13 protein-coding genes are annotated in these 23,853 nt (G+C 60.6%); 3 read left to right on the forward strand and 10 right to left on the reverse strand.

From position 1 onward, the window contains the following. Window positions 1-10 precede the first annotated feature (10 nt). Window positions 11-2,392 carry a CRISPR-associated helicase Cas3' gene (gene cas3 / locus ACYQ2I_RS14900; RefSeq protein ID WP_460167819.1) on the reverse strand — a complete coding sequence of 794 codons (2,382 nt, stop codon included), beginning with the start codon at window positions 2,390-2,392 and terminating at the stop codon, window positions 11-13. A gap of 830 nt (window positions 2,393-3,222) precedes the next feature. On the opposite strand from cas3, the gene ACYQ2I_RS14905 reads away from it, so the two are divergent. After that, entirely contained in the window at window positions 3,223-7,524 is a 4,302-nt protein-coding gene (locus ACYQ2I_RS14905) for a C25 family cysteine peptidase (RefSeq protein WP_460167820.1), read from the forward strand. Window positions 7,525-7,555: 31 nt separating this feature from the next. On the opposite strand, the gene ACYQ2I_RS14910 is transcribed toward ACYQ2I_RS14905, so the two are convergent. Beyond that, complete coding sequence (locus ACYQ2I_RS14910; RefSeq protein WP_460167821.1) at window positions 7,556-8,599, reverse strand: SDR family oxidoreductase; 1,044 nt, start codon at window positions 8,597-8,599, stop codon at window positions 7,556-7,558. 68 nt (window positions 8,600-8,667) lie between these two features. Continuing rightward, window positions 8,668-10,659, reverse strand: coding sequence for an ATP-binding protein (locus tag ACYQ2I_RS14915; protein WP_460167822.1), 1,992 nt, complete (start codon window positions 10,657-10,659; stop codon window positions 8,668-8,670). Window positions 10,660-11,255: 596 nt separating this feature from the next. Here ACYQ2I_RS14915 and ACYQ2I_RS14920 point away from each other — a divergent pair. After that, the gene (locus ACYQ2I_RS14920; protein ID WP_460167823.1) at window positions 11,256-12,731 is read left to right on the forward strand and encodes a Mur ligase family protein; all 1,476 of its coding nucleotides are present in this window, start codon (window positions 11,256-11,258) and stop codon (window positions 12,729-12,731) included. Between the two features lie 346 nt (window positions 12,732-13,077). On the opposite strand, the gene rimO is transcribed toward ACYQ2I_RS14920, so the two are convergent. After that, a complete protein-coding gene (gene rimO / locus ACYQ2I_RS14925; RefSeq protein ID WP_460167824.1) occupies window positions 13,078-14,439 on the reverse strand; it encodes a 30S ribosomal protein S12 methylthiotransferase RimO in 1,362 nt (453 codons plus the stop codon). A 320-nt stretch (window positions 14,440-14,759) separates the two neighbouring features. Here rimO and ACYQ2I_RS14930 point away from each other — a divergent pair, with 320 nt between their 5' ends. Beyond that, window positions 14,760-15,599: an ImmA/IrrE family metallo-endopeptidase gene (locus ACYQ2I_RS14930; RefSeq protein WP_460167825.1), complete on the forward strand. Its 840-nt coding sequence runs from the start codon at window positions 14,760-14,762 to the stop codon at window positions 15,597-15,599. On the opposite strand, the gene ACYQ2I_RS14935 is transcribed toward ACYQ2I_RS14930, so the two are convergent. The 6 genes from ACYQ2I_RS14935 to cpaB form a co-directional block, all read right to left on the reverse strand. After that, window positions 15,592-16,563 (reverse strand): GNAT family N-acetyltransferase, encoded by a 972-nt coding sequence (locus ACYQ2I_RS14935; protein ID WP_460167826.1) that lies wholly within the window; start codon window positions 16,561-16,563, stop codon window positions 15,592-15,594. The two genes, ACYQ2I_RS14930 and ACYQ2I_RS14935, sit on opposite strands and share 8 nt — an antisense overlap. 162 nt (window positions 16,564-16,725) lie before the next feature. Beyond that, window positions 16,726-18,207, reverse strand: a complete 1,482-nt coding sequence (locus ACYQ2I_RS14940) for a lipopolysaccharide biosynthesis protein (protein WP_460167827.1) — start codon at window positions 18,205-18,207, stop codon at window positions 16,726-16,728. 206 nt (window positions 18,208-18,413) lie between these two features. After that, window positions 18,414-19,070, reverse strand: coding sequence for a LuxR C-terminal-related transcriptional regulator (locus ACYQ2I_RS14945; RefSeq protein WP_460167828.1), 657 nt, complete (start codon window positions 19,068-19,070; stop codon window positions 18,414-18,416). Window positions 19,071-19,504: 434 nt separating this feature from the next. Then, entirely contained in the window at window positions 19,505-20,719 is a 1,215-nt protein-coding gene (locus tag ACYQ2I_RS14950; RefSeq protein ID WP_460167829.1) for a CpaE/TadZ family protein, read from the reverse strand. Window positions 20,720-20,866: 147 nt separating this feature from the next. Beyond that, a complete protein-coding gene (locus ACYQ2I_RS14955; protein ID WP_460167830.1) occupies window positions 20,867-22,543 on the reverse strand; it encodes a type II and III secretion system protein family protein in 1,677 nt (558 codons plus the stop codon). Between the two features lie 197 nt (window positions 22,544-22,740). Beyond that, window positions 22,741-23,844, reverse strand: coding sequence for a Flp pilus assembly protein CpaB (gene cpaB / locus ACYQ2I_RS14960; protein ID WP_460167831.1), 1,104 nt, complete (start codon window positions 23,842-23,844; stop codon window positions 22,741-22,743). Window positions 23,845-23,853: the final 9 nt, after the last annotated feature.

Raw genomic sequence — 23,853 nt, forward strand, 5'->3', positions numbered from 1 at the left:
AAACAGAGGGTCAAATGCTCAACAAGGTATCGTCGATGTTCGGCCGCCAACCGATCAACTCGTCGTAACCATCGTCGTCCAATAGTCGGAACCACGTCGCCTCCCACGTCTCCAACGGCGGATTGCGTCGAAAGGGTAACGGTTCGAGGCGATTCCAAATCGGAGAACCGTCTCGCGGGCGAAAGATCGACACGACATACGGGCGTGCCACGACCCGCCAACGCCGTAGGAATTCAGGTGTCAAGCGACGACACTGTTCTAACATGTTCAGCAATCGATGGAACTCATCGCGGTCGTACGGCACCAGGACGTTGATCGCGTCTTGACGAATCAACCGGTACAGGCGATCCGTCTCGGGATAGTCCAGCGCTGCGACGGCGCGAAGGATTTCCGTTTCGGATTGTTCCTCGGCCGAGGCGTAACCACACAGGTGGTAATATTGGGCGAAGTAGTTTTGAAGCTCGTGAGGATCGTCGATGATGTTTCCGGAGCCGCCTTCCCGCAATCGACCATTGAGAAACGCTTCGGCCGAGCCGGCAGCCTGTGCGTATCCCGGCGGATAGAGGTATTCGTCGTCGGGCTTGAATACGACGACTTTTCCCGGTCGAGCAAGCAATCCGTGGCGATTGCAACGGCCCGCCGCTTGCGCGATCGCTTCCAAGGGCGCCAACGCCCGATACACGATCGGAAAATCGAGATCGACGCCGGCTTCGACACACTGAGTCGATACGAGGACGAGTCGTTCGTCCGAATCGAGACGCCGCCGTACCTCGTCGAGAGTTCGACTTCGATGCGCCGGGCACATACTGGTCGACAAGTGGAGCAAACCGTCTTCTGTTTCCAGCGTCCCTTTCAAGCGGTCGACCAACTCGATTGCGTGCCGCTTCAAATTGACGATCGCCAGTACTCGCCGATGAACTGCGATTTCGGCGGCCAGTTCGTCCCAATCGATGCGCGTTTCGTGGCGCCATTCGACGTTCACACGATTTTTTGCGGCACGAAACAGGTTCGGCACGTCTTGAACGATTTCTCGCGGCTTCCAACCGCGGTAGCAAAATTGCCGGACGGGCTCATCCAACGTCTCGAACGCCGGTTGCGTGGCGGTAGCGAAAACGATCGAACTTCGGAACGGACCGTCGGGATCGGCCAGTCTCGCAATGGTGGCCAAGGTCGCCACCGCCAATTCAATCGGCAACGACTGGACCTCGTCGAACAAGACGACACTCTTGGCCAGCCGGTGTAATTTGCGGCAACGCGAGGGGCGATGGCTCATCAACGATTCGAAGAATTGCACGGTCGTCGTCAAGATGACCGGCGCATCCCAGTTCTCAGCCAACAAACGTGGCGAGGGTCCGTCGTTTGTATCCGAAGGTTCCTCAGGTTCCTCGCTTCGCGCACCGAGAATATCCTCGTTGAGGCTGTGGTGTTCCAATACCGCCCCCGGCGGTAAATGCGAGAAGATGTCCCGGTACACGCGCGCCGTTTGATCGATGATGTTGATATACGGCACCACCAAGACGATCCGCCGCATGCCGTGCCGTCTGGCGTGATGCAAGGCAAACGCCAACATGGCAAGCGTCTTTCCCGATCCGGTCGGAGCAGAAAGCGTGAATACCCCCGGATCGAACGAGGCCGCATCGACGCAGTTCTCGTACAGTTGTTCGCGAAGCTCGGCCATCGGATGCGAGGCATGCGTTGCCTTGACTGCAAGACGATAGGCTTCGAGGGCCTCGATCGCTCGATCGCAGTCGAGAGGTAGGCCCGAGGGCCGCGGCCGTCGCGGAGTCTCGGCATCGCCGGAGAAGTGCGCCTCGGTCGCGAGGAAGTCGGCGTCGACGAGCGACGAAAACAACATCCGCACGTCGAGCATCGTCGCCGCGTTTTTCAGCCGATCGTATTCATGCGCCGCGATGACGGGCGAAGCTTCCGGTAATGCAAGTCCGTCTTTCTGCCAGCGTGCGAATAATCCGGGCAAATCTTTCGAGGTGGCGAGGCACTCATCTTTCATAAACCCCCGCCCGACGGCTTGAGCCAATCGGTCGGCACTGCGATGCGGCATACCCGCAGGCAGTCCGCCGTGGTGCCCGAGAATCGCCAGCGCCGGGGCGATGCCCGCCTCCTTCAAGAACCGAAGAGCGGCAAGCGCACCGGCCGTCCAATGGTCTCCGGCACGCACCGAAGGATCGTCGAGGCGGCGTTGGAAGCTTTCGCCGTACTTTCCGAGATCGTGCAGCAGTCCGGCGGCTTCGGCCTGCGGACCGGCGTCGAACGCCTCGGCAAACTCGCGAGCCAGTCGCGCAACTTGTCGGAGATGCTCGGCAAGCGTCTCCCGAATGCCGGCACCGGCATCATTCTCGCTGTGGGCCCAATACGTCGCTGCCGATTCGGCCATCAGCGTCACTCCTTAATTAGTAATGGAAACCAGCTTGAAAGATCCGCCCGCGGAGGCACGACACAGGCCGCGGTGTCGCCTCTCTTGCAAGACAAGACGAGAATCTGCCCCGTTTTCAGCCCCAGATTTCGACGAGAACGCCACGAACACCCCACCCCCTCAACAGACGGGAAAGCAACAAGTCCCTCCTACTATACCCGAAACCTTGGACAGATTGCGTCCAACCTGGACAAACCCTGCGTAAGTCTCGGGGAACCCTGCGCGCGTTCGCGGAACGACTCGCGCGCTCGTCCGAATCGATGGACTTTCCCTTTTCGATTCGGTCGGTCTACCTCAAGCGATGCCGGTCGGGTTCATCCTCGGACCAATGAAACTACGTCCGTACGATCCGTACAGTCACTACAAACCGAACACCGGCGGGCGAATCCCAATCGGATTGCCGACCGATTTTTCCCCTTTTTCTCAAGCGATACGGCCGGGCGCGCACGCAACGTGACCTATAGTTCCAACAGAAGCCCCTGATCACGGGGTTTTCCTTTTCGGAACAGCTTTTCTGATCCTTTTCACGTTCGCAATTCAGCACATTTTCGCTCGGCCGGATTCGTCGCTGTCGTGTCGCGCAGTCCGTCCATCGTTGCGCATTCGCCGCGGCGCGTGCCGAGCGAGGAACACCGGAAGTAAGCACCATGTTTGCGCCTGCGCGAAGTCGACGGTCCGGTTGGAACTCGCTTTTCTGGGCCACATCGCTATTCGCCCGCCACACGAAGTCGGCACACCGACCGCGACGCCGAAGGTCGGGGTTGCGCATCGAGACCTTGGAACGCCGTGAAATGTTGTCGGTATCGCCCGGAATCGATCCGACAACGTACGCCAATGACGAAGGATTGATCCCCGTCGCGGCCGAGTCGAGCTGGGGGCTGTTTTACGGCGACGGAACGCAACAAGTGGCCGACTTGACGTTCCATTTCGAGGGAACGCCGACCGTCACCGATCTAGGCAACGGAGCCATCGTCACGTTGGACGGCGCCGAAACCTGGGTCGATACGGGCGAGCCCGTGTTGCCGGTCGATTCGACCACGCTCTTGTTACCGCAGGGACAACGTATCGTCGACGTGCAGATCGTCGGCGTCGGTGAGGTGCAAACACTGGGCACCGGAACACCGCTGCTGGCTGCACCGAATGCGGTTCCGTTCGACGGGGAGCCGGTCGACAGCACCGATTGGACGACCGTGTTCGACACGAACATCGATCTGGACGACCTCGTCCGATTCAACAACTACACCTATGCCGGATACAACCTGGCCACGCTGAGCGTGTTTCCTGTGCTGTACGATGCGGCAGGGCAGGTACTTTCGTACGTCAACGACATCCAACTTCGCGTCACGACGACCGCCGGCGACGAAGTCGCCGTCATTCCCCAAGCCGACCCCGTCGCACTCGCGACAGTGGCCGAGATGGTCGACAATCCACAGGCACTCGAAACCTACACGGTCGCAACGACCTCGGGGGCTGCCGATCAGTACGAGTATGTCGTCATCACGGGCGCGGCCTTGGCCGATCAGTTTCAGCCGCTGTTGGCTCAAAAAGAAAGCCGCGGTCTGACCACACGATTGGTCACGACCGAATGGATTGCGGCCAACTACCAAGGTACCGAAAACCACGACCTGGCCGACAAGATCCGCGAATTCATCGCCGACTCGTACGCGAATCACGGCACCCGGTGGGTGCTGTTGGGCGGCGATACCGAAATCATTCCGGTGCGCGGTGTGTACGCCTCGGTAGGCAGCACGGTCGACTACGCCCTTCCGACCGACATGTACTACGCCTGCCTCGACGGCCCGTGGAACGGTGACGGCGATACCGTGTGGGGCGAAGCAAACGACGGCATCGGCGGCGGCGACATCGACTTGATTCCCGAAGTGTACGTCGGCCGGGCGCCCGTCAGCACGACGACCGAAGCCGCGAACTTCGTCAACAAGACGATCCTCTACGAAACGACGCCGCATCCCAATGCGACGACCGCCCTGCTGTTGGGTGAACAACTCGACGCGAATACGTACGGCAGCTATTCGTCGATCCCGATCCGCAACACGGCCATTCCGCAGGATTGGAATGTGATCGAGATGTACGATTCGTCGGGAACGACATGGACCGCCGCTCAACTGGTCGACCAGTTGAACGCCTCACCGAACCTCGTAAACCATCTCGGACATTCGAACGAGGTGTACAACGCGCGATTGGTCAATTCGACCGTCGCGGGGTTGACCAATCCGTTTCCGTTTTTCATGTACTCGCAGGGCTGCAACGCCGGTTCGATCGACACACACGACGTTTCGATCGCCGAACAGTACGTCGTCGACGATCACGGCGCGTTCGGCGTGGTGATGAACTCGCGGTACGGTTGGTACGTCCCCGGCAGCACTCCCGGAGGCAGCCACTACTACGCGCTCGAGTTCTTCGATGCCGTCTTCAACGAAAATATTCTGCATGTCGGCCAGGCAAACTTCGATTCGAAGATGGACAACCTGTTCCGTGTGACCGCCACCGGAGCCTATCGTTGGATCCACTTCGAAACGAACCTGTTGGGCGACCCCGAGACGATGTTCCAGCTCGGCGACGCCGCTCCGCAAACAGGCACGATCGCCGGACACGTGTACGACGACACCAACGGCAACGGCCGGCTCGACGACGGAGAAACGGGCAAGGCGGGAGAAATCGTCTACCTCGATCTCGACAACGACGGGTACCGAGACCAGGGCACGACCGTCTTCGAGTCGCGGGATACCCCTCAATCGATTCCCGATCCCGGAACGCTCTATTCGACGATCGACGTCACCGGTGTGGGAACCGTGCGCGACTTGAATGTGCGGCTGTATGTCTCCCACACGTATCTTTCGGACTTGACGGTCTCGTTGATCGGTCCCGACGGCACCCGCGTTCAACTGTTCTCGGGCATCGGCGGATCGGGGGACAACCTGATCAATACGGTCCTCGACGATCAAGCCGAAATCAGCATCAATCTGGGCAGCGCCCCGTTTACCGGTTCTTTCCGACCCGAAGAAGCCTTGGCGGCATTCAACGGCAAATCGGCCGAGGGAACCTGGACGCTCGAAATCCAAGACAGCGTCTCTTGGGACCAAGGAACTCTAGAAGGCTGGTCGCTGGAATTCGTCGACAACGAACCGTTTACAGTGACGGATGCCACGGGTGCGTACGCATTCGACAATCTGCCCGCGGGCGACTATGTCGTGCGGCACGAGGCGACCGTGGGCACTGAAGACACCGGTTCGACTTCCGGCGGTGTCGCCGTCACGCTGAGTGCGGGTCAGACAATCGCGGGAATCGATTTTTACAATTCCGACGGTGCGGTGCAGGTCGTCGATCTGGGGATGGTCGATTATACCGCGTTGAACGGCGTAACCGGCGACGGCTCGGTATGGTACCGCTTGGAAGCGTCGCACGACGGGATTCTGTCGGTAGCCGTCACCGGCGGCAGCATCGGCACGGCGACGTTGCGGGACGCCCAAGGGAATGCGATCGCCGCCTCGACCTTGTCCGGCAACACGCAGCGGCTCGACTGGATCGTTCAGCAAGGCGAAACGTTCTTCCTCGAGCTTTCCGGCGGCAATGTCGATGCCCGCATTGCGAACCTCGTGTCGGCCGATGCACAAGGCATCGTTCTCTTCGGGACAGCAGGCGACGACCATGTCGACTTGACCATCGGCGACACGGTCGATTTGGTCGTCAACGGGTTCGACTATCGCTACACGCCGAGTGATTTCGGCGGCGGGATTCATTTCGCATTCGATGCCGGCTCAGGAGCCGATTCGGTCGATGTGACCGTGAACCTGGACCACACGGCAACGGCTTCACCGAGCAATTTGTATATCAATGCCGGACAAACGACCGTCGATATGACGGGCGTGGAAGATATCACCCTTCAAGGCGGTGTCGGGTTGGACGTCGTCCACTTGTACGACTCGCCCGGCAACGACGTCTTCACGACCCGGCCCGGTGAGGTCGAATTGACAGGCCCGGGTTACGCCCTGCGGGCGCTGAACTACGATTACGCCCACGGGTACGCGACCGCCGGCGGAACGGACGTCGCCCACATGCTCGATTCGGCCGGCGACGACTCCTTCTATGCCGTGCCCGACTACGCGATCATGCGGGGCAACGGGTTTTACAATCGAGCTAAACATTTCGAATATGTTCACGGGTACCGTTCGACCGGCAATGACGTTGCCGTCCTCGACGGCTCGAACGGCGACGACGGTCTCACCTTCCGGCCCGAGTATGCGATTCTGCGCGGCGACGGATACTACCTGCGGGCAAAGAACTTCGGCAATGTCGTCGTTCGCGGCTGGGGCGGTAATGATTCGGCCGTTCTGATGGGCTCCTCCGGCAACGATTGGCTCACCGCCCGTCCCGGTTCGACGACCTTCAGCGGCGACACGTTCCACCTGACGGTCGATCGGTTCGAAAGCATCTACGCGAACGCCCAGGCGGGAAGCGTCGACGTGGCGATGATCTACGATACCGCCGGAAACGACGTATTCACCGCCCGTCCCGGGTACGGACGTTTGACCGGCACGAATTACTCAGTGACGGTCGCCAACTTCGAATACGTCCACGGATACGGCAGCGGCGGGGTGGACGTCGCTCACCTGTACGACTCGGCAGGAAACGACGTCTTCAACGCCAATCCGACGCAGGGCGTCATGCGAGGAAACGGCTTCTACCTGCGGGCGAAGTACTTCGATTACGTCCATGGGTACGCCGGGGAAGGCGACGACACCGCCTACCTGTACGGCTCGTCCGGCGCCGATTATGCCTACGTGTTGAGCACGCACACGGTCTTTCGCGGAAGCGGGTTCTACAATCGCGCCAAACTGTTCGAGCACGTATATGCGATCGGCGACCGTCATGACAGCGGCCGTATCAACGATTCCAGCAGCAACGACAAAGTAAACGTGCTGGCCGATCGGTTGCAAATCTACTATCCCGGCGCCATGTCGGAGTTGCGAGGATTCGCCTCGTTGGTCGCCGCCTCGACAAACGGCGGTCACGACAGCCGAACGTACTTGAGCGAACCGATGCTCGACCTCCAGTGGACCGGTTCATGGAGCTGAATCACTCTCCCTCGACGCGGCGCGAGAAAGTTCACACCTTCCGCTCGCCCACTGCGCGTTTTCCGGGGAGACACAGCAATCGGTCCACATCGGCGGGAGTTCCTCGCCACGTGTCGCCCTTTTCGGCAAAGTGCCACGCGCGACCGGTGGGAAGCAATCCGTCATCCGCGGGCCACGGCAAAAACGGCTCTCGGCCCAATGCCGTTGCCAGTCGCCTCGAATCGAGTCTTACATCGCCCGCCCGCGGCGGTATCGGTCCCGCGTGATGCCTGGGAATACCGTACAGCAGCTCGGGATCGTAGCCGCCGGTGCGATTGATAATCTGGGCGATTTCGTACAAGCTCAGCGGCCGTGGCCCGCCGGCGTGAAACAGCCCCGACAGGGAACCGCCCAGCACCTCTTCACATACCCGATTGAGACAATCGCAATAGGTCGGCGTTCGAATCTCGTCGTAGTAGAGTGTCGCAGGCCGTCCGGCTGCAAACCGAGACTCGATCCAGTCGATAGCGCCCGCGTGACCGCCGGGACTGCGGCCCATGGGCAACGAGATTCGCAAAACGCAGGCCTGCGGATGCGTGTCGAGCACGATTTTTTCAGCTTCGGCCATCGTCTTGCCGTAGACGGTCACCGGGTCCGGCGGATCGTCTTCCGTGTACGGTTCTCCCTTGTCGCCGGAGAAAACCAGGTCGATCGAAAGCCGCACCAATCGCACGTCCCGCCGAGCAAATCGCAGGAGATTGCGGCACCCTTCGACGTTGATCGTTTGCGCAATACGAGGCTCGAGTTCGCAGGGTTTCAACGCGCAGTTTCCCGCACAATCCAAAACGGCCGCAAATCGACCGCGCCGAAAGAGACGCTCGAGCCCCGGTCCGTCCTCGATGTCGCAAGCCACCGTATCGGGAAGGCGTAACTTCTCGCCCGTAGTACCGAAAATCCCGACGACCTGCCCGGGATATCGACGGACAAAGTACCGAAACGCCTGATACCCGGCCACACCGGCCAACCCCGTCACCAACAAAGGTAACGGCACATCACAAACGGGCGTACTCGGCGACTCGGCACGCAGGTCGGACATCGGTTCGCAGAAACGCATTCGGCACGATTCAGAGGCCGTCTCTTCTCAGACGGCAACGGGCGAGACGTCTATTGTACCGCCTGCGGGCATGTTTGCTCAGATGGGGTTCCGCTTGCCGAAGCCGCGTGGGTCGCCAAAGCCTCAGCCAGTGCCTCGCGGTGGACGGGCTTTGTCAACACCGCGTTGCAACCGGCCTCGAGGGCCTGGCGATGCTTCTCGTCGTCGGTGTGCGCCGTAAGTGCAATGATCGGAAGCGTGTAACCTTCGTGACGCAACCGTCGTGTTGCCTCGCAACCGTCCAGCCGCGGCATTTCCATGTCCATCAACACCAAATCGTACGGTTCACCTTCGGCCTGCGCCTGTCGCACCATTTCGCAGGCAGCAAGGCCGTCGCCGGCTGAATCGACGTCGCCCCCCAAACGTCGCAGAAGATGGGTTACAATCAGCCGGTTGTCTTCGGAATCTTCGACCAGCAATACCTTGCCCGTAAACCGGTTTCCCTGCTCGACTGCATCGGTTTTCGTGCTGCTGTGCTCGAACTTCGCCTCGACGGCCGCCTCGGCTTCGTCCGGCGAAAGGAACGGCACATCACCCAGCGTTCCTGTCGGCAGGCGAAGGCGGAAGGTGCTTCCTTTGCCGGGCTCGCTCCAGGCCGAGAGTTCGCCGCCCAGCAATTCGGCCAGACGTCGGCTGACCGCCAAACCCAATCCCGTGCCGCCGTAGCGTACCGCAGTCTTGTTGTCGGCCTGCTGGAACGGATCGAAAATCCGCTCTAACGCATCCGGTTCGATACCGATCCCGGTGTCGATCACATCGAACAAGAGCGCGCTGCCGTCGGCATCGCCGTGCACGCAGCGGGTCGAAATCGTCACCGAACCTTTGGGCGTAAACTTGACGGCGTTCGACACGAGGTTGAACAAGATCTGGCGTACGCGTAGCACGTCGCTTACGATCCGCTCGGGAACCGGCGTTTCGAACCGGCATTTCAGATCGATGCCCTTTTCGCTCGCCTTCTTGGCGAACGTGGCCGCCACGTCGCCGATCAAATCGCAGACGACGCAGTCGCCCATTTCGATGCGGATCTTCCCGGCATCGGCCTTTGCCACGTCGAGCAGGTCGTTGAGCAATTGCAGCAAGTGCTCGCCGTTTCGCCGGATGGAACGGGCCAATCGCCGCGCCGCCTCGACCTCTTCCGTCTCGAAAAGTTGATCGGCATATCCGATCATCGCGGCCAAGGGGGTGCGCAACTCATGAGCCACGTTCGCCAACACGGCCGACTTGGCTTCTGCCGCGGCAACCGCCGCATCGCGGGCGTCGGTAAGCGCCCATTGCAGCTCTTCCAACGCCGCAATGTGGTTTTGAACGGCAAACTCTTCAAGCTTGCGATGAGAAATGTCGCGGATGATCGCCACTGCTTGGAATCGCTCGCCGCGCGGCACCCGCGAAATGGATACCTCGACAGGGATTTCCTGTCCGTTTTTCGTACGTGCGGTCAACTCGCGAATCGATCCGATCAATGGCCCCTCACCATGCCAGAAGAATGCGGCAAATGCTTGACATGCCGTATCGCGCATTTCCGGCGGCGCCAAAATCGCGTGAGGATCTTTGCCCAAGACGTCCTCGGATCGCCAGCCGAACAGTTCTTCGGCGCCGCGATTCCAAAAAACAATCCGCCCGTTGTCGTCGGCTACGACGATCGCGTCGACGCTCGTCTCTGCGAAACAGCGGAACACCCCCTCGAACGACCGCCATTGCTTCACCTGTTTGGCAATGGTGAAACGGAACTCGTCCTTGGTTCGTTCCAGTTCGCGCTCGGTTGCGGCCGCCTTTTCGAGTTGTTCATCGACGAAGCACTTAGTACGGCGGATCGCGATCGCCGCACCTACGATCAGGGCGCACAATAAGCCGCTGAGCCCCGAGAGGCATACGAACACTTCGGTGCACGCGCCATGATCGGGCCACAACAACCCGATCGTCGACAACACGGCACAGGCGGCGGCCGCGCACACCGCGGTCAAGATGATCGGTTTGACGACCCGACACAAATCATTACGAGCCATGTCCAATCCTTGTCCCGGTTCGATCGCACGAATTTCGGCCGTCGGTTGTTGCGTGACGCATTACGGCACACCGCGCACGACGACGCCGACATCAGCGTTTCTTTCGCTGAAGCAAGCTCGCGATCGGTTGCGACACTCCAGTCATGATCTTTCTCTGCCCTAGGTCAATCACACCGCTACCCGCGCATCGTTGGTGGCTCGCGGCACTGTGGACACTCGTGCGGGCAAGAAAATATAGGATTTTCTCCCCGGCAAGCGGGGTTTTCCGGAACGCATTCCCCTTGCGCCACCCCTCTTTAGAGGGCGAGACCTTCAAATATTCCGGTTCTCAGCGAAAAGATGCATGCCTTCACGCTGCCACCACCCGTGCGAGGGAGTTTGTGCGTCAAGAATTCCGCCTTGACACATCCGGAGAAATTGAGACAATCCCCTCACCCTGAACGGACGGCAGGGCCACGAAGCCGAAGCCGAACTTTCAGGAGCCGTTCCGATCGCGAGGCAAGGATGTCCGCCATCGGACAAGGAATCTAACGCACCAAACGAAAAAATCGGGCAATCGCAAGATGCCGCCCGCCTGGGCAAGGAGGCCTTGGGCGATGCATTCGGGTTCGTCTTCCAGTCCATCGACAACGCTGCGTTCGCTGCTTCCGGAAGCGGACTATTGCGGTGAGAACGTTGCGGTCGCGGGCTGCACCGATGATCCGCGACGCGTGCGGACGGGCGACCTGTTCTTCGCCTCGGCCCGTTCGGCAAACGAATTGCGAAACGCGTTGAGCCAAGCCCTCGCGCGAGGGTGCTCGGCGGTCGTCACCGATTTACCCATCACCGATCTGCCCGTGCCGGTGTGCCGTGTAAGCAATGTCCGCCGGGCATACGGTGAGGCCTGTCACGCCCGCTGGGGACATCCCGCCAAAAAGCTGCGAGTGATCGGCGTGGCCGGCAAGGCAGGAAAAACGACCACCGCCTGCCTGATCGCACGGATCTTGGCCGAGTCGGGTCATTCGGTCGGCATGTTCAGTTCGCTGGGATACTTCGACGGCGAAGAATCCCTCCCGGCGACGACCTCGACCCCCAAACCGCCCGAGCTCGCCCGGAAGTTGGCACAGATGCGCGGCCACGGATGCACACATGTGGTGCTGGAAGTCTCCGATGCCGCCATTGCTCGCGAAGGGCTGGCGGGCATGGAACTGGACGCCTTGTGCCTGACGAACACCTCGGCCTTGATCGAGAACAAAAAGCCGTCGCGAAGCGGGCGATGCAAGCCGCTCGCGGCCGTCGACAATTTGGCCGATGACGGATTCCTGGTCGTCAACAACGACGATCCCGTGTTGCGACGAGCCTTGGCACACATCGACAAAGCGGCCTTGTCGGTCGGCATCGACGCGCCCGCCGAAATCACCGGCACCGAGGTCGAACGCCACTTAGGGGAAGAGACCTTCTTGCTGACCGCCGGCTGGGAAACATTCCCCGTGCGAACGCGTCTGATGGGCCGACACCACATCCACAATTGCTTGGCAGCCGCCGCGGTGGGGCTGGTGTACGGCATTCCGATGGAAACCGTCGTGCGCGGACTGGAACAGGTCGACACCGTCCCCGGCCGTATGCAACCGGTCACCTGCGGCCAACCGTTCGCAGTGTTCATCGATGCGGCAGACACGCCGCAGTCGCTCACACGAGCGATCGATACGGTTCGTGCCGCTACGGAAAAACGACTGATTTGCGTCTTTACGCCGGGGGGTTTGCGTTCCCGGGCCGATGCGTGGGCGAAGGCTTTGGCTTCCGTCGACGTGCCCGTGCTCACGACCGGTTCGCCTCGCGACGACTTTGATCGCCTGTGCGGCGTCGTCGTCCCCGGCATGACCGATCCGAAATCGTTGCGCCGCATCGCCGACCGTGCCGAAGCGATCGCCTGGGCGCTCAACGAGGCCGATGAAGGCGACACCGTGTTGATCGCCGGTCGAGGCCACAAACCGTGGCGTCCGACGGGCGACCATCGACCGTTGATCGACGACTATCAGTTCGCCCGACAGTGGCTGTACCAAGAGGTCGACCTTCGCTGGCCGTTGACTTGATCGACGACAAACCGGGGCCGGAACTCGAATAGGTATCGATTCATCGACATCCAACGAACACCAAGGAGAGACATCAAGCCCAACGCGTGCTAGCGGGAAGTCCCATCGATTGCGTCGCGGTTGCGGGAACGTGACGCAGCCCTCCCTCCTGGGGCCGAAGCAGAATGCTTGTCGGAAATGCGGTTTCTGGGTCGGCCGCTCCGACAGGTGCTTCTCGATGGGGCTTTTTACTGAGCGCCGGGGCGGCTGCACGGTGCCGCCCCGGACCGCTCAGGATTTCTTCGATCGGCTCTCACGTCGAAAACGCTTTAGGGCATTGCTTGGCGTTTTTCGGATTCGGGCACGATCATCGCCCGCACGGTCGCCCCACGAGATCGTAACCGTCGACCTCGCAGATTTCGCACGGCACGATGCGACCGATCTCCAGGTCCTCCCCCGAAACGTACACGACTCCGTCGATCTCGGGCGCGTCGGCATACGTGCGACCGACGAACACGTCTTCCCGCTGCGGAAGCCTGGCGTCCAAAATCACATCCAGCCGCCTTCCCAACTGCCGGCGGTTCCACTCGAACGTGATTTCCTGCTGCACTTCCATCAAATGTGCTTTGCGCGCAGTGACAACTTCCGGCGGCAAATGGTCCCGCATGCGGTCGGCCGGCGTTCCCGGTTCGCGGGAATACTCGAACACCCCCAACCGTTCGAACCGCTGCTGTTTCACGAAGCGGACCAGCTCGCCGAATTCTTCTTCCGTCTCGCCGGGAAAACCGACGATCATCGTCGTCCGCAAGACCAGCCCGTCGATGCGCGACCGCAACTCGCCGATCAATGCCTCGATTTGCGATCGGGTCACACGCCGTTTCATCCGCTTGAGCATGCGGTCGTTGCAATGCTGTAACGGCATGTCCAAATACGGCAGAATCTTAGGGCAACCGGCCAACACTTCGATGAGCCGGTCGTCGATGTACATCGGATACAAGTACATCAACCGAATCCACTCGATCCCGTCGATCTCGGCCAACGGCGGAAGCAGGTCGGCCAGCATCGGCCGACCTTCGAGATCCAAACCGTAATAGGTCAAATCTTGAGCGACCAAGATCAACTCACGCACGCCGTCCTCGGCCAACTCGCGGGCTTCCGCGAGCACCTGATCGATCGGTTTGCTCACGTGTTTGCCGCGAATCAGGGGAATCGCGCAGAACGTGCACAGCCGATCGCAGCCTTCGGAGATCTTCAAATAGGCCAGATGGCGCGGCGTAACCCGCAGGCGATGCGAATCTTCGAGGGCCCGGGTCGGCGCAGGTCGAAAGAGTGTCCGCTGCTCTTCAAGGCCGCGCATCACTCTGCGCGCGATCTGAACGATGTCGTCCCGCGCAAAAACGCCGAGAATCTGATCGACCTCGGGATACATCTCCAACAGCCGCTCGCGATCGCGTTCGGCGAGACACCCCGCGACCACGACTCCGCCCAGCACCCCGTTTCGCTTGAGTTCGAGCATTTCCTCGATCACATGCCGTGATTCGTCGCGGGCGGCCTGGATGAAGCCGCAGGTATTGACGACGACGAAATCGGCCCCTTCGACACGGGGCGAAAAGCGAAAGCCCTCCGTCTCGAGCCGGCCCAACATTCGCTCGGCATCGACGAGATTCTTCGGACAGCCCAAGGCGACGACGCTAAAGCTGGGTACGTGTGCGTTCTCGAACTCGCTCAACGGAATTCCTCATCATCGGAAACCGGCGGATGGACACACCACCCGCCAACAACTACTCGAACTCGTTCACCACGATTCTCAATCGAGTCCTCAACCTTTTGCTATCCTATCCGTCGCCTTCAAGTTGGGTAAGTGGCCATCCGGCCCGGCCCAAAACCGATTGACAGTCACACGGCCGCGGCGATAATATACATATATACACCACTCCAAGAGTCGTGTGAATTGCATTCTGCCGGCGCTCTTCCGTGCGCCGACATAATCCGATGTGCGCGACCGAGCGACATTCGGCCGCGCCGATCTCCGAACGGGGCAGAAGGGGCATGATCGCCGAAGTCACTACTTGGGAGTTTGCGCGCGCCGTCGAAGCAACTGCTGTAGACCTCCTCACCGAGGCAGGGATCGATCGTCCGCCTGTCGACGCCTTCGTGATTGCGAAGCACCTGAACATCACCGTGGTGTTCGACCGACGCCAGTCGGAACGGGCGCGGCTGGTGCGGTTGCACACCGCCGTTTCTCCCGGAAGCGGATCGGGCACAACGGCAAGCTCGACCGCGTACGAACTGGCTGCCTGTTCGGCCTCGGCCCGCACGGAATCGAGGCCGTCAAACCGGCCCGTGATTGCCCTGAAACCCGAGGAACGCCCCGAACGGCTTCATTGGGCCGTCGCCCACGAATTGGGTGAAACGCTCGCTTGGAAGGTATTCGCGCAACTGAGCGCCGACATTCGCGAGGTCACGCCGCATTTGCGGGAAGCGACGGCGAACCGTTTCGCCAACAGCCTCATGCTGCCTGAGCGTTGGTTTTTCGATGATGCCGTTGCGTGCGATTGGGATTTGCCGGTGCTCAAACGGCGTTACACGACGGCAAGTCATGAGTTGATCGCCCGTCGGATGCTCGATCATCCGTCGCCCAAATGGGTCACGATCGTCGATCACGGCCGTATCACCTTTCGGCGAGGCAACGGAGGACGTGTTCCGCGTGCGTTGCTTATCGCCGAGCGCAAATGCTGGGAACGCACGCACACGACGGGAAATCGGACCGCGCTCGCCGGAGAGGGTGTGCGCGTCGTCGCATGGCCCATTCACGAACCCGATTGGAAGCGAGAGATCGTCCTCACCCGGCCGCGAGAAGACGGCGATCCTTGCGACGTGCCTAATTGAGCGACTTTCGGTAGACGTAACCGGCACCGCGTTTGGCGAACCCGACGCGGGTGAGCATTCGCCCGACATATTCGTTCCTTCGATCGACGACTGCATCCACGCAACTGGGGCTGCCTTCGCGTTCAAATCGTTCGCGAAGCTGCGTCAACACCTCGGTCAAGAGGAGGGTCCCGTAGCCTCGGTTCCGCTTGGCCGGCACCACGCGCATATCCAAGATCCCCGTCCGCAACTCGCCGCAGTGATCGCATTCGATTTCGTGGATCATCAAGCCGGCCACGGGCTTTTTCGTACCGGCATCGTACAGGCGAAAACGCATACGGCGAAACTGGGCTTCGCAAGCCGCCTCGAAGCGGGATTTCGGCGCGGGCTCGCTTTCTACCTTCAATTCAACCGTCGCCCGCAAACCCACCAAACGCGGATCGATCGGCCTCACGTACGATTCGAGTTCGCATCGGTACATGTCGACGGTACGCTCGACGGTATATCCGGCCGCCTCGAATGCTTGTCGGGCGACGCGATCGGTTTCTGCGATTCCCGGCATTACGCAGCCGCCGTACAGCCCTGCGTAAAAAGGATGATGCGGCGTGACCAAACCGCCTTCGACTTCTTCGGCACCGCGTTCGGCAAGATATCGCTCACACGCGTTCAGTAAGGCAACCGCGGTTTCGCCGATCGGTTCGTCGGGCATGATCCGGATCATACACACGACGCCCGCGCCACCTCCAACATCTTTGCCCGACTCGTCGGGTGGAAAACCGGCGTGGGCAAAACCGACCGGCAAGTCGTCGCGCACGGCGACGATCAATCCGGCCGGATCGAAAAAGAGATGGCCGAACACCAACCGCTCGAGCATCGCCGGCGACGTCCCGCAGGCCACATCGGCCATTTCGCGGGTCGATTCACGCCAAATACGCGTCAGATGCGGTGGGTCGGTATTACGAAACGTTCGGAGAGTCAGCGACATCGAAACTCGATCGTCGAGGATATTCATGATGTGCGGCCGTCACGCGAAACCGAAGTCGATCAACGACCGATCTCTTTACTAATTCTAGCGCCGAGGCACCTCCCGACCAAGGACGCCCACTCGCAGGAATTCGACGCCTTTCGATCCCGCGTTTGCCGAAAACTATCGCAACGAAAGGACAGCTTCCTTCCCGTGTTTCCACAGCACGAACAAATCCCGGCGCATGAGTACGGCATAAACGGCGACGCCGACGCTCACCTCGACGAGCAACCACAATTCAGGCCTCATCGACACCAACTGTGGCAAACCGATTTTTACGGCGAGTACGATGCCGCCCATCACTCCCGACGCCCACACCGGCCGAAAGCATTCTTTCGCAAGATCCTTGATCGACATTCCTACCGTATGCAGCGCCCACCATAGGTACGGCGAAAAGATTACGACCGCCAGGGTTGCCGTGTAGGCAACGGCCATCCGAACTCCCGCTCCCTCGTGCGGCCCGAAACAAGCCGCCACGAATGCCGCAGTCAGCGCGCCGGCTACGCCGCAGGAAGCGACCGCCAGGCGATCGGCTCGTCCGACCGACGCGTACACGCTTCCCAGGGCGTTCAACACGCCTTGAAAGGGAATCATCACGGCCAGGACCGCCAACATCGTCCCCGCCGCCGCCCAGTTTTTTCCGCCCAATACGAGAATTGCCTCGGGCGCCGTGAGAGCCAGCCCCACGCCGCACGGCATGAGCGACAACGCCAGGAACCGCACAAACGACCGCAGCAGCCGATGATATGCACGTCGATCGTTTTGCGCCCGCGACAAAGCAGGGAGCATGATGCCGGTCAACGGCGTCACGATGGTGTGCACGGGTTTCATGGCCAAATTGAAGGCCTGACCGTACAACCCCAACACCGAAGCGCCGAAAAAGTGACCGACCAGCGCCTTGTCGATGTTCGTCGACAAAAAGAACATCAAGCTGCTGAGCGTATAATTCGTACCGAACCGCAACAGTCGCCGCGTGCCCGCTCGAAACAGTCGCAGCCGCGGCCGCCACGGCTCGAACCACCACGCCAAAGCGGCCAGGGTGACGAGCTCGGCATATTGCTGCGTAACGAGCGCCCACACACCGCCGATCGACCAAGCGACGGCCACCGCCGCCACCCCGCCTACCAGTTGACTGAGCACGCGCAATACCGCCAACACACCCAGTCTCAATCGACGTTGCAAAAGCGCCTGATGTTGCAATCCCACCGCGGTGACGACCGTCGTCCCGGCCATCGCCCACGCCACCGGCGCGACTCGCGGCTCATGGTAGAAAACCGCCAACAGCGGCGCCGAGCAGGCTATCGCCAGTGCCGTGACGCCGCCGAGAATCTGGTTCATCCAGAATAGGGCCGAAAGCTGATCCTCGGTCAGCTTTTCATCCTGCACGGCGGCGACATCCAACCCCGAGGTGAGAAAAATTCGCGCCAGCGCCACCGGCACGAGCACCATTCCCAACAGTCCGTAAGGGACGTTTCCCACCCAGCGATAGAGAATCGCCAGAATCAGAAATCCCCAAACCTGCGAAGCGACCTGCGCGCAGGCAATCCACGTGCCGCCTCGGCGGACTCGCTGCGTGATCTGGTGCTCGTCTCGAGGATGGTCCACGTCGCGTTTCGGCCTCGAAAGTCTTGCCGCAAGTTTCACGGCTCGGCCAGGATTGCCCGTACGCTAAAGGATGGCATGCCGATGGAAGCGCGACAAGGACGGTTCAAGAAGCGACAGTTCCGAGCCCGTCGACGGCAGGGCGCTTCCGGTTTGCGCATGTCGGACGCCGAAACCGATGATCGACGTCTCCGTGCAATCCATCCGGCTCAATCGAGTAGACCGTTGCGATAGGCGACCGAGATCAGTTCCACGGTGCGTTTGACCCCGAGTTTGCGCATCATGTGCGTCTTGTGGTTGTCGACGGTACTCGTCGACAATTGCAACTCCTCGGCACATTCCCGCAACGTTTTGCCCCGTGCGAGATGGAACAAGACTTCGAGCTCCCGGTGGGTCAATCGCCCCAGCAAGTCGCGGTCGGGCGGAACGATGAACATGGGCCCGCGAGGCGTCATTCGCACAACCGAGTTGGTACACGGACAATACGCATAGCGCCCGTCCATCACCCGTTCGACGGCCGTCATCAAGTGCTCGAACTCGGCCCGCTTGGTCCAGTAACCGTACACCTGAAGCTGAACTGCCGCCCGCACGTGCAACAAAGAGAATTCTTCATCGAGGATCAATACGCGGGCGCTTTCGCGTGCCGCGCGCAGACGTCGTGGAATATCGAACGGCGTGCCGTCGGGCATCCGCGGTGCGGTGAAGACGACATCGAAATCGCTCGACTTCAGAACATCGACGGCCTCGCGCACCGTCCCCGCAGCGACAGCCTCATCGACCCCGGGGCGTTCCCGACACAATGCTGTAACGGCCTCACGAAACAGGGTCTGGCTGTCAACGAAGAGAATCCTGCGGCCTGATCCCACGTGCCTGCTCCTTGCCCTCAGTCCATCCCCTCCAACAACAAGTATACTCTAAAACGGGGCAGGAAAATGGCACTTCACGGCGTTTTTTTGGAGCTTTTATGGCCCCTGATTGTGCAATTTCAACAGAAATTACCGCCAGAACATGGGGTATTCACACTCCCAACCCCTCTTTTAGCGAAACAACGGCAACCATAAGCCAATATAGCGGCTCGACTACCCCATTAGTAGTGCACAGCTTATGGCTAGATCACACCCCGCCATCGAAGGAGGCTTCGTAAGCACTGTTCGCAGCCGGCGGTACACCGAGAGGAGGAAAAAGACACCGCCGACCTATTGACGGACACTTGCGAATTGTGAACCACCGTAGGGACCTTTGAGACGCGGACACACTCTCGCCCCAATCCCCAAGTACGGCGTGCAACGCGACGAGCCGGCTATTTCCCGCTTTTGCCGAACATCTTCAGAAGGCCGCCCAAGCCGGAACTCTTCTTCTTGGCCTCGGCCACCTGGGCGGGGTCGTCGGCACACAACGCCACGGCCAGGTCGTTGATTTGTTGGGTAATGTTGGCCTTCGGCGCGTGCTGGATGAGCGGTACACCGTTGTTGCGGGCTTCGCTGACCGTGCGATAGTCGTTGGGAATCTGCCAGAAGATTTCCCGGCCGATCGTCTCTTGCGCCTTTTTCGCGTTGATTTGTCCGGAGTCCAACCCGGCGCGATTGACGATCACACGAACTTTGTCGACCATTCCTTCCATGTTCTGGAACGACATCAATAGTCGAACGACGTTCCGCAGACACGGCAGGTCGAGTTGTGTGACCAACACGATGTGTTGCGCCATCTCGAGCGCCACCATGTCGATCGGAGTGAAACTCTTCGAGAGGTCGACGACCAGGTGCGTAAAGCTCGCCTTGAGCAAGCCGATGACGCGCTGCAAATCGTCGGGCGCCACGAGACTCACGTCTTCCAGTTGCACCGGTCGCGGCAGGAGGAACAAGCCCGACGAGTGCTTGGTGAGCGATCGCTTCAACAGCGAATAATCCAAGCGTGTGACGTTTTGGGCCACGTCGACGATCGTGTAGTCGGGAATGGTATCCAAGAGCACGTCGGCATCGCCCAGGCAAAAGTCGAGATCGACCAGGGCAACGGTGTTCTTTTCGTCGGCCGCCAGGGCACAGCCCAGATTGACCGCGATGGTGCTGCAACCGACGCCGCCGGTCGCTCCGGCCACGGCGATGACCTGCGAGCTTCGCGCCCGCTTTTCCCCGCTGCCGAAACGTCGTTCGCTGATTCGCCCCAAGGCGGCCAGCAGGTCGTCCAAGCGAATGGGAAGCGGCAGGAATTCTTTGGCCCCCGCCCGCATCGCCTGAAGGATGATGTTCCCGTCGGACGACGAGCTGACGACCAACACCGCGCAGTCGGGCGCTTGCTGACTCAGACGAGCGACCAGGTCGAGCCCCTTTTGCGGGTCGGCATCGATCGCCACGACGCCGATGTCGGGCGTCGTCTGAGTGATCACGTCGCAAAAGAATTCGTAACGCGAGCACTCCGCCTCGAGCCAAATCATATCCATGCCCAACAAAAGCTTTTTCAGCTCTTCGCGAGTGCGATCGTTGGGGTCGACGATGGCGAGGCGCAGTACGTTGCTCATGGCTGTTTCGTCAAATACGAGGAAAAGGGCGAACGCGGCACGGCTCGCCCGAGGACACATCCTGCACGCCGCGGAAGACGTCGCGGCGCGGTAGCTCATCCTGTCGTCAAAGTCTCGGTAAACCTACTGAATTATGGCACACAAAATTCAGCGGGCGCCTTCGTATCCGACCGGACCGATGAATCCGGGCAGTTTCTGCGGAGACGACGACTCGTTCCGGTTTTGACGATCGGAAGAGGTTTGCGGCTTGCTCTGCGCTTGCGACGCCGGATGAATCACTCCCGGCTTTGCCGACGCCTGCGGATCGACCGGTTTGACGGTCAATCCCTGGGGTGTGATGTCGAGCATTTGGCCTCCGCCTCCGGCTCCTTTTTCGCCGGCGGGCGAACCGGGCGGACAGCATCTCGGCGTCTCGATGTATCCCTTGAAATACAGCTCGCCGTCGGTCGGGCTCGCCGTCTGCGTCCCCGGCCCGCAGGGCGGCACTTCTTCGGGATCCATGGCGTCGACGAGTTCGGGCGTAACCAAGATGAGCAATTCGACTTCGTTTTGCCGCTCCATGACCTTGCGGAAGGCCATGCCCAAGTACGGCACGTCCGAAACCCACGGCAGCCCGCGACGTTCGGCTTCGGTGCGTGTTTGAACCAAACCGGCAATCGCCAATGTTTGACCGGCCTGCATTTCGACCCCCGTGTCGACCTCGCGGACGCGAAGGCCCGGCACCGTCGTCGAGTTGATGGTCACGCTGCGGGCGCTGTCGATTTCACTTACCCGCGGCCGTACCTCCAACCGAATTCGGCCGTTGCCCAGCACGATAGGCACGAAGTCGACCTGTGTCCCGTATTTCTTGTATTCGATCGAAACCGTCCCGAGGCTTTGCGGTACGAGAATGGGAAACTCACCCCCGACCTGGAAGAACGCGGGCCGACCGCTCACGGTAACCAACGTCGGCTCGGCCAATACCTTCATCAGGTTGTCTTGCCGCAACGCTTCCAACACGCCGAAGAAGGCGCTGCCGCCGTCGATCACGCTGAAAGCGAACGTCTCGCCGCCCGAGGTGACCGCCGAGATCGGATTGTCGATCACGATGCCCACCGACGGATCGTACGACGTTTGGGCCGGATTTACCGCGCTCAGAAGCCCCGACGGACTCGACCGCACCGTGCTGTTTCCCGAGATTTGGCCCCAATCGAACCCCAGTTCCCGGAGCTTCGTCCGCGACACTTCCATGACTTTTACGTGAAGCAACACTTCATGCACGCCGCCGACGGTCAAGTTCGAAATAACCTTGGGATAATACTCTTCGGCGATTTGCATGATGCGCGGAATATGCTCTTGCTGATCGACGTAACCCGACAACAACACGCCGCTGGAGATCGGAATCACCTCGATCGAGGCATTCGGAAATTGCGACTTCAGCAGTAGGCTCAACTCGCGGGCGTCGCCGAAGACGATGACATCGACCGTGTAGATACGGCCGTCTTCGTCCCAGAAATTGACCTGCGTGACCCCGGCCTTCTTGGCGAAGACTTGGACCTGGTTGGGCGAAAGCGCCGTCAGTTCCAAGATCTCGGGGTTGTTCACCTGCGCCTGCGGGATGCGCTTCTCTAGCGTGATGATGCGGCTGGAATTGACGGTAATCTCCAACCGCTGCATCGACGAGGTGACCTTGAACACCGCACTGTTCCCCGTCTGCAAGGCGGGTGTTACGGTGTTCCCCGGCGGCTGCGGAGCGGGATTCTGTGCGTGCAGCCATTGTCGACCGCCCCAGAATGCGGCCCAGACAAGCACGATCGCCGTCAGTCGTCCAATTCGTTTCATCATCCTTGACCATCCTTGCATGGCAGGGTGAACCGTCGTCTCGTCCAACGGATGACGGGTCTATCGTCCGTGATCGGCACACACCGTGTTCGGTGCCCGCTGCGCGATCCAAATGCAATTACGGCTTCCGCCGTTGCCTTCGCAAATCAAGCGGAATTGTCGGTTTCTATTACACGACCGCGATCGCTGATAAACGAATCTCAGTCGCCCTGTTCGGGGCCGATCAACGGTTCAGGTTCAGGCTCAGGTTCCGGCTCGGGCTCGGGCACGAGGGGAGCATCGCCGCCGGCGAAGGGATCCGAGACGCCCCCCGTCTCGGCGCCGCCGGTTGCGTATTCGTCCACCACCCGCCAGCGTTTCTCACCATCACCGGTCGGACCAATCGCTTCCTCGGCTTCCAATGTCACGTCGCTGACCACGGGCCCCGAAATCACACGAATCGCCCAACGATCCGGCGTCGGCGGCAGAACCGGCGTCGGTTGCGGCGTCGGTTCCGATTGACCGGCCAGCAAACGGTTCATGAACTCTTCGCCGGGCAGCTTCTCGTCGTCCGAATTGCCTTCGCTCGACTTCTCACCCAACAACTCGGTCGGTTCGACGCCGGGCGTCGAGGTCGTCTCTTCATCACCCAAACCGCGAAGCACCAGCCTGATGTTGCCCAACTCGCTGGCGGCGGTCAGCATCTCGGCCTGCTCGGGCTTTACGAGCAACGAAACCGTCTTGGCGGTCGTCGGTGCACTCGTCTCTTCGTCCTCGGGCGTAATGACGTACTTGTCGTCGACGGCAAACACACGGATATTCTGGAGGATCGTGCGAGTCACGCTCTTCATGATCCCCTTGGCCGGGTTGGCCGCGAAGTGAACCACGACGTCGACCCGGTCACTGGGCCGAATGATCGCCGCACTACCGCTGACCGCATCGACTTTGACGGCCACCACGCGGTATCCCCGCGGAATCAGCGGCGCCGCCCCGGCATCGACCGCCCCTTTCTCCAAGAGTTGGTCTTCGAGCAAGGGCGAGCCTTTGTAGATTTTCGTCTTGGTTCGCCGGCCTTCGACCTCGGCGAGATCGGTCAATGCGCCTTCGGGTACCTTGTCCTTGGGCCACTCTTCAAGCTTGACCTGCTCCTTGGCGACCGCGTCGCCCATGCCGATGTTGTCGACGGCAACGACGATCGAGGTCATCTCCTCGGAAGCCGGCGTAGGATCGGCATCTTTCTTGGCCATCACTTGCGTGATACTGATGGCCGCCACCAGGCCGCATCCCAAGGCCATGACCAGAAGTACGATCGACTTGGCTCGCATAGGTTCCCG

This window comes from Thermostilla marina (assembly GCF_054657455.1).